6 protein-coding genes are annotated in these 7,254 nt (G+C 50.3%); all 6 read left to right on the forward strand.

Going from position 1 to position 7,254, the window contains the following annotated elements:
- The first annotated feature begins 204 nt into the window (after positions 1–204).
- On the forward strand, positions 205–789 hold the full coding sequence (locus tag IQ219_RS14140) for a thioredoxin family protein (protein WP_194073032.1): 585 nt from the start codon (positions 205–207) through the stop codon (positions 787–789).
- A 78-nt stretch (positions 790–867) separates the two neighbouring features.
- Entirely contained in the window at positions 868–2,868 is a 2,001-nt protein-coding gene (locus tag IQ219_RS14145; protein WP_194073033.1) for a ribonuclease R family protein, read from the forward strand.
- Between the two features lie 501 nt (positions 2,869–3,369).
- Entirely contained in the window at positions 3,370–4,584 is a 1,215-nt protein-coding gene (locus IQ219_RS14150) for a response regulator (RefSeq protein WP_194073034.1), read from the forward strand.
- 153 nt (positions 4,585–4,737) lie between these two features.
- The gene (locus IQ219_RS14155) at positions 4,738–5,103 is read left to right on the forward strand and encodes a PleD family two-component system response regulator (RefSeq protein WP_190598658.1); all 366 of its coding nucleotides are present in this window, start codon (positions 4,738–4,740) and stop codon (positions 5,101–5,103) included.
- A 32-nt stretch (positions 5,104–5,135) separates the two neighbouring features.
- Positions 5,136–5,606, forward strand: a complete 471-nt coding sequence (locus tag IQ219_RS14160; protein ID WP_194073035.1) for a CheW domain-containing protein — start codon at positions 5,136–5,138, stop codon at positions 5,604–5,606.
- A 119-nt stretch (positions 5,607–5,725) separates the two neighbouring features.
- Positions 5,726–7,254, forward strand: a 1,529-nt coding sequence (locus IQ219_RS14165; RefSeq protein ID WP_194073036.1) for a HAMP domain-containing protein, incomplete at its 3' end; no start/stop codon positions are given.

Consider the following 7,254-nt stretch of genomic DNA (forward strand, 5'->3'; position numbering starts at 1 on the left):
GGTAGAACTAGGGTGCCAGCTACCAGTAAACCCATCCCCAAACGGTGCCAAAAGCGGCTAGGGCTGGAGAAAAAATGGCGATCGGAACGGGGACGATGACTCATGGACGTTTTAAACTAAAAAAATTCCAGCAGAGGGGAAAAACTCCAACCCCCATGATAGCTTGGGTCTTTGATTAACAAAATGTAACGAACTGCTTTAACTATGGTTTTAACTCCCTCCACCATGCTCACCCTCGGTACCCAAGCACCGGATTTTTCCCTACTGGACGTAACGACGGAACAACCCCTGACCCTAGGGGAAGCCATGGGGGAAAAAGGCCTACTGGTGATGTTCATTTGTTGCCATTGTCCCTTTGTGAAGCATATCCAGGCCCAGTTAAGTCAGTTGGGTAAGGATTACCAAAACTCTGGTTTAGCCATGGTGGCCATCAGCGCCAACGATGCGGCCAAGTACCCCGATGACGCTCCCCCAGGCCTGAAAAAAATGGCCCAGGATTGGGACTATCGCTTCCCGGTGCTGTACGACGAAACCCAGGCGATCGCCAAGGCCTACCGAGCGGCTTGCACCCCCGACTTTTTCCTCTTTGATGCCCAGGGGAAATTAGCTTACCGGGGCCAGTTGGATGATAGTCGTCCTAGCAATGGTTTGCCTGTGACCGGAGTCGACCTGAGACAGGCGATGGATTTAGTGCTGGCAGGTAGCCCTGTGCCAACGGAACAAAAACCCAGCATTGGTTGCAACATTAAGTGGAAACCGGGTAATGAACCCGATTATCAAAGCAATTAGGCGGTGAAAAATCTAAGGGGGAGTAACCCCTGTGCCAAAATAACGGGAGAGTAATTGTGACGGGGCAAAGGCATTCCGGTGGAAAAAGGCAAACTAATTGAATTTCGGCATCAAGGGGAACGGCGGTTGGCGGTGGTCGATCGCCCGGACGGCAAAAAGGATTGGGTGGTTATTGACCACCAGGGCCAGAGCCATAAACTGAAGCCCCAGCGGGTGGAGTTCGAAATTCCCGGCGGCCCCTATACCACCGACGATTTGCCCAGTTTTTTGGGGGAGGTGGAACCATACCTCGATCCTTCTAGTTTGGAGGTGGCCTGGGAATTGTTAGTGGAAGATGGGGAAAGCATTACCCCGGCGGACTTAGCCTTCTTGCTGTTTTCTGGCCAGAGCCCCAGCCAATGCTATGCCGCCCATGCCCTGCTAGCGGAAGATAAGCTCTACTTCAAACAAAAAGGCGATCGTTACGAACCCCGCCCCAGTGGTCAAATTGAAGAAATCAAACATCAAATGCGGGTGCAAGCCCAAAAAGAAGAGGAGCAACAGGGTTTTATTGACCGAGTCAACCAAGTCCTGGCCGGAGAAATCGTAACTTGGCAGGGGAGCGATCGCCTACGGCTAGAAGCCCTAGAGAAATTCATCCTTTTCCCGGACCAAAACCATCGCCAAGCCTTGGATATTTTGCAAAGCCTTGGTAAACCTGGCCGCACCGACGAAACCCAAAACCTCCTGATAGAATTAGGCATCTGGCAACGCCATGAAAATCTCTTTTTGCGTCGTAGTGCTTATCCCAACCAATTCCCCGCCAAGGTATCTGATGTGGCCCATGCTTACCTAACCAATCCTCCCCTCGACCCCGACCAAGAACGCCTCGATCTGACCGCCCTGAAGACCTATACCATCGACGATGAAAGTACTTCGGAAATTGACGATGGTCTGAGTGTGGAAACCTTGGCGGACGGTGGCCATCGGCTTTGGATTCATGTGGCTGACCCCACCCGACTATTGAGTCCCAACGACGAACTAGATTTAGAAGCCCGTAAGCGCAGCACCAGTCTTTACCTCCCCACGGGCATGATTTCCATGTTTCCGCCGGAATTGGCCACAGGACCCATGAGTTTACTCCAGGGCCAGCGGTGCGTGGCCCTCAGCTTTGGGGTGATTTTAGACGAAGTCGGAGCGGTGACGGATTTTACCATTGCCCCTAGTTGGGTCAAGCCCACCTATCGCCTCACCTATGAGGACGTGGACGAAATGCTGGTGCTGAAAATCCAGGGGGAACCAGAATTGCCCCTACTGGCAGAGGCGGCTAAAAAGCGGGCCCAATGGCGTAAATCCCAGGGGGCCATCACTATCAAAATGCCGGAAGCCATCATCAAGGTCAACGCTGACGAAGAAGTGCAAATATATCTCCAAGAAACCTCCGTTGCTCGGCAACTGGTGGCGGAAATGATGATCCTGGCTGGAGAAGTGGCGGGGCGTTTCTCTCAAGAGCATGGCATCCCGGTGCCATTTCGGGGCCAGCCCCAACCAGAGTTACCTTCCGATGAAGAATTGCTGTCCCTGCCGCCTGGTCCCGTGCGGGAATGTGCGGTGCGCCGTTGTATGCCCCGTAGTGAAGTGGGCATTACCCCCAGTCGCCATGCCAGTTTGGGGTTAGACCTCTATTCCCAAGCCACTTCCCCCATCCGTCGCTACACCGATTTAATTACCCATTTTCAAATTAAGGCCTATCTGCGGGGGGAACCGTTGCCTTTTTCCGGGGAGCAAGTGCAGGAAATTTTATATAGCGTTATGCCCTCTTCTAAGGAGGCCACCTTGGTGGAACGACAAACTAACCGCTACTGGAGCCTGGAATTTCTGCGGCGCAATATTAATGAGGTGTGGCAGGGAGTGATGCTCCGTTGGTTACGGGAGGATGATGGTCTGGGGTTAATTCTCCTGGAAGAGTTGGGACTGGAACTACCCCACCGCTTTGACCGCCCCATTTCCCCTGGCGATCGCCTGAGCTTGAAAGTTAGTAACGCTGATCCACACCGAGACGAAATCCGTTTTCGGGAATTGCTGGCTAACGAAGCCTAGGATAAAGAGTCTGTGTTTTTATAGTCCCACTTGAAAGGCCGTTTTTGGCATTCTATCCAGGTTGGGTATTTGTTTTTATTGTGGTTTACGGTGGATTAGTTCTACAAAAAATATCTATTTATAACAAAAAAAGTCTTCTTGTATAAGTAAAAATTGTGTTTCCACTTAGGTATTTGTGTAAATAAAATTTGAGCCCCCACTTAAGTAGTTGAACACTGAAATTTAATTACAATAAATGTAGCAACAGATACTACTAAGAGAGGACGTTTCCCATAAATTGAGGTGCAAAAAGGATTCGGGGATGTATGCTTGGTGTACAAATTGGGTAGTGCTTGATTTTGGACAGAAGATAGGGTTAGACTCTACTCGTTAATTTTTTTTGTTCTCATTATGAAAAGTTAACTTAGGATTAAAAAATGGTTAACTTACAGAATTAATAAGAATTGACAGGTTTAACTCCGCCCTTGATGGACTTTTTTGCTCAAACGCCATTGTTGTCCTATGCAGTCTCCCCTGTCTCCTTCCCCAGATACGAATCAGACTCTATTGGAGCTGGCCTATCCCCCGCCGCCTCCCCCTAATGTTATGGAAGCCTCAGCGTCGCCGGTTACTGAAAATCCGAACCTCTATCAGGTTTTGCAGAGTCTCATCGTTAATGAGAGTTCGGGTAAGCTCATTGTCCATAGTCAGGCTAACCCTGATGTTCAATGGCGCGTTTATCTTGGCAATGGCCGCATTCATTATGCAGGGAGTGAGCAGGGGCAACGGGAAAGGCTCAGTTACCTTTTCCAGCGGTATATTCCCACGAAGAACATCCGTCTAGAAGAGCCCATTGCAAGCGACTATCAGTACCTCTGTGAGTTGTGGGATTCCCAGCAGTTTTCCTTTCAAGAAATTCGTTCCATTCTGGCTAAGTTGACCCAGGAAGCATTGGTACAAATCCTTTCCCTATCCCAGCCGGTGTGTGTGTTCGAGGAAACGGTGGGTTTGGATCGTTTGTTGCTCTATCTTGATTTCAAGCAGTTGATGCAGCCCGCCACCCAGGAGATCAAACATTGGCTCAAGGTCCGCACTGTTATCAATTCCCCTTTTCAAAGGGCGATCGCCGACAATGTGGATGCGATTTTGCCTGGGCTATGTAAGCTTGAGCACATCACCAGCGACTTGCTGAACCGCTACCAAAAACTGCCGGAATTGGTGGCACAGGAAACATGTGTGTATGAGATTGCTGAATCCCTAAACACCAGCACCCTCAACGTGGCGATCGTTCTCAAAACCCTAGTGGACCAAGGGATCATCTCCATGGGGCCCTACGACCCCCAGGAGGAGGATAATCGCCCCGTCATTGCCTGTGTGGATGACAGTCCCTCTATCCAAAGGGTAGTGAGCTTTGCTCTGGAGGCCACTGGCTTTAAGGTGATCAATATTAAACAGGCCGCCAGCGCCCTAACCACCTTGATGCATGCCAAACCGGCTCTGATTTTGATGGACATCAATATGCCCGACATTGACGGCTATCAACTGTGCAGTATTTGCAATAAATCCGAAGCTCTCAAACATATTCCCATTGTGATGTTGACCGGCCGCAGTGGGGTTTTAGACCGGGTAAAGGCTAAAATGCACGGCTCCGTTGGCTATATTTGCAAGCCCTTCCAACCCCAGGAATTGGTGGAAACAGTGCAGAGCTTTATTTCCGTTAATCCCATGACGGTTTAATCAATTTCACTAATACCATTGACTGCTCAGGGCGGCTCTAAATTGTGGAGTCAAATTTTAAATCTAATGCCTAAACCACACTCAAATTAATCACCAAGATTGCTGTCACTAGTTTATGATTATTATCGTTAAGAATTGTCTAGGGAGATACCAGTGAAAACTGTTTTAGTTGTGGAAGATACCAAATCTGACCAATTATTGGTTCAGGGCCTTTTGAAATCCATGGGCACAGAAACGGTCATTTGCAACAATGCCGACGAGGCTCTGGATTGGCTAGACAAAAACAAGGTGCCGGACTTAATCATGCTGGACATCGTTATGCCGGATGTTAGTGGTTATGATCTATGTCGCAAAATTCGCGGCGAATTAGCTCTGGAAGATGTGCCCATTGTTTTCTGTTCCACCAAGAACGAAGATTATGACCGGTTTTGGGCCCTGCGGCAGGGGGGCAATGCTTACTTAATTAAGCCCTATAGCCCCATTGAGTTGATGAAAACCGTTAAGCCCTATATTTCCTAAAATTTGCCAATGCTGACTATGGTGATGGGGTTATGGTAGAGGACTATTTTTGGATTGACTTAGGTTTGGCCCTAACGGTGGCTATTCCTTTGACGAAAACTAGGGAGGTGTTGTCGTTTCCCCTTAATTCCCTTTGCCTGATTCCTGGGGTGAGACCGGAGTTGCTGGGGGTGAGTAATCAACGGGGAAATTTGCTTTGGGTGATGGATTTGCCCCGCTTATTGTCTCCGACCACGGCCAAGCCTCTCAATTACCGGACCTTAAATAATACTAAGGCGGTGGTACTGGTGGGGGAATCGGCCCAGGTGGCGGTGATCGCCGAAGGGTTGAAGGGGATTGTCAGCTTTGAACGGGGGGAAATTAAGCCCCTACGGGAACCTTTTTTATTGGGAGAAGGCAACAAAGATGGGGAAACCATTCTCATTTTGGATGTGGATCAAGTCTTTACCTGGTTTCAAGGAGGGGGGAATGGTGTTTACCCAGGAGAGAAGGCTGCAAAATAGGAAAAAACGACAATTTGCCTGTTTTTTGCGGTCTATTGACAAAACTATTTCCACTCCTTGTTAGTCATTAATATTGCTCCGTTAGTTTTCTATTCATTGTTTATCCATTGGGAACCGCCATGGCCAGCTCCACCACTACCCCCAAGTTTTCCGCAGAGATCCTCGAATTAGAAAAAATTGCCCTGGGAGCTCCGGACGATCTGTTTGCCAACATCGTTTTGGCTGGGGCCCTGCAGGAAGAGGAATTTTGGCAGGAGGCGGCCCACTATTACCAAAAAGCTAGGACTTTGGACTCCGATGGCATTTATGCCGAAACCATCGCTAAGGCCTTGGCGGAAATTGGTCCCCATTTACCCGAGGAAGAGGAAGAGGAAATCCGTCCCCAGGTTTTGACGGAGGAAGAAAAAAAGCAAGCCTATCCCCCGGAAATTTTGGCCCTCAAGGAAACTGTGCGCGATCGCCCAGATGATTTGGTGGCGCAAATTAGTTTTGCCAGTGCTTTGGAAGCGGGAGGCTTTTTACCCGATGCCCTGGCGGCCTACGAAGATCTAAAAATCCGAGACGAAGAGGGAATCTTCCACACCACCTGTGACCAGGCGATCGCCGGCATTGAAGCCCAATTGGCAGACCCCAGGCGAGTTTCCCAGGCCACGGGCTGGACGGGAACCCTGAAATACGCCGCCGCCACCGATGATTTGGCTCTGGATGAGGAGCGCTCTAATTTAACGCTGCAAAAACGCTGGGCCAATCTCCCCATTGCAGCTAAACAGTTCACCGCCTTTGTGGCCTCCAGTGCCCTGACAGTGGTGGGGGTGGTGGGTACCGGTATGGCCATTGCCCTGGTGACGGGGCGGGCCCAACTGGCCAACCAAACCATGGCGGAGTTAGTCATCTCCGAAAATAACTATAACGTCAGCGTCCAAGGCAACATTGTTGATTTTGGCGATCGCTCCCGCAGTGTGGTCCGGGAAACTTTAGAGATTCTCAATGGGGGCTACAATGCCATCTACACCATTAACCCCGCTGGCAATTTGGAATTGTCCGTGTCGGCCCTAGAAACGGAGGATGCCCAGGGTAATGCCCGCATTGCCGACAGTGTGCCCCTAGAAAATTTAACCCTAGTAGAGCAAGCCCGCAGTGGCGGAACGGAAATGGTGGCCGGTCGGGGGGACATCCGTGGTGTGCCCTTTACTATTGCGGTCAAACCCATCAGTGATGGCCAGGGGGAAGTGACTGCTTTTTTGGTGCGGGGTAAACAGGAACAGGCTTTGATGGACTTGCTGGAAACCACTTTCCTCCTGCAGATGGGGGTGGGGGGTCTGGCCCTGGTAGTGGCGGCGATCGTTGCCTATTGGCTGGGAAGAACTTTGACTAAGCCCCTGAAAACTTTACAGACCACCGCCCAAAAGTTGGGGGAGGGGGACACCAGTATGCGGGCAGTGGTGGAATCCAAAGATGAGGTAGGGGAATTGGCCCGCACCTTTAACGCCATGGCAGAACAAATTGAGGCTTCTACCCAATCCCTGCAGGAAACATCTTTGGAACGGCAACGGGAAGCGGAAAACCAACGGCGCCAAAAAGAAGAACTCCAAGAGGGGGTGGTGCGGTTGTTAACGGATATTGAAGAATCCTCCCGGGGGGATTTGAC

The sequence above is a fragment of the Synechocystis sp. LEGE 06083 genome (assembly GCF_015207725.1).
Classification (GTDB): domain Bacteria; phylum Cyanobacteriota; class Cyanobacteriia; order Cyanobacteriales; family Microcystaceae; genus Synechocystis; species Synechocystis salina.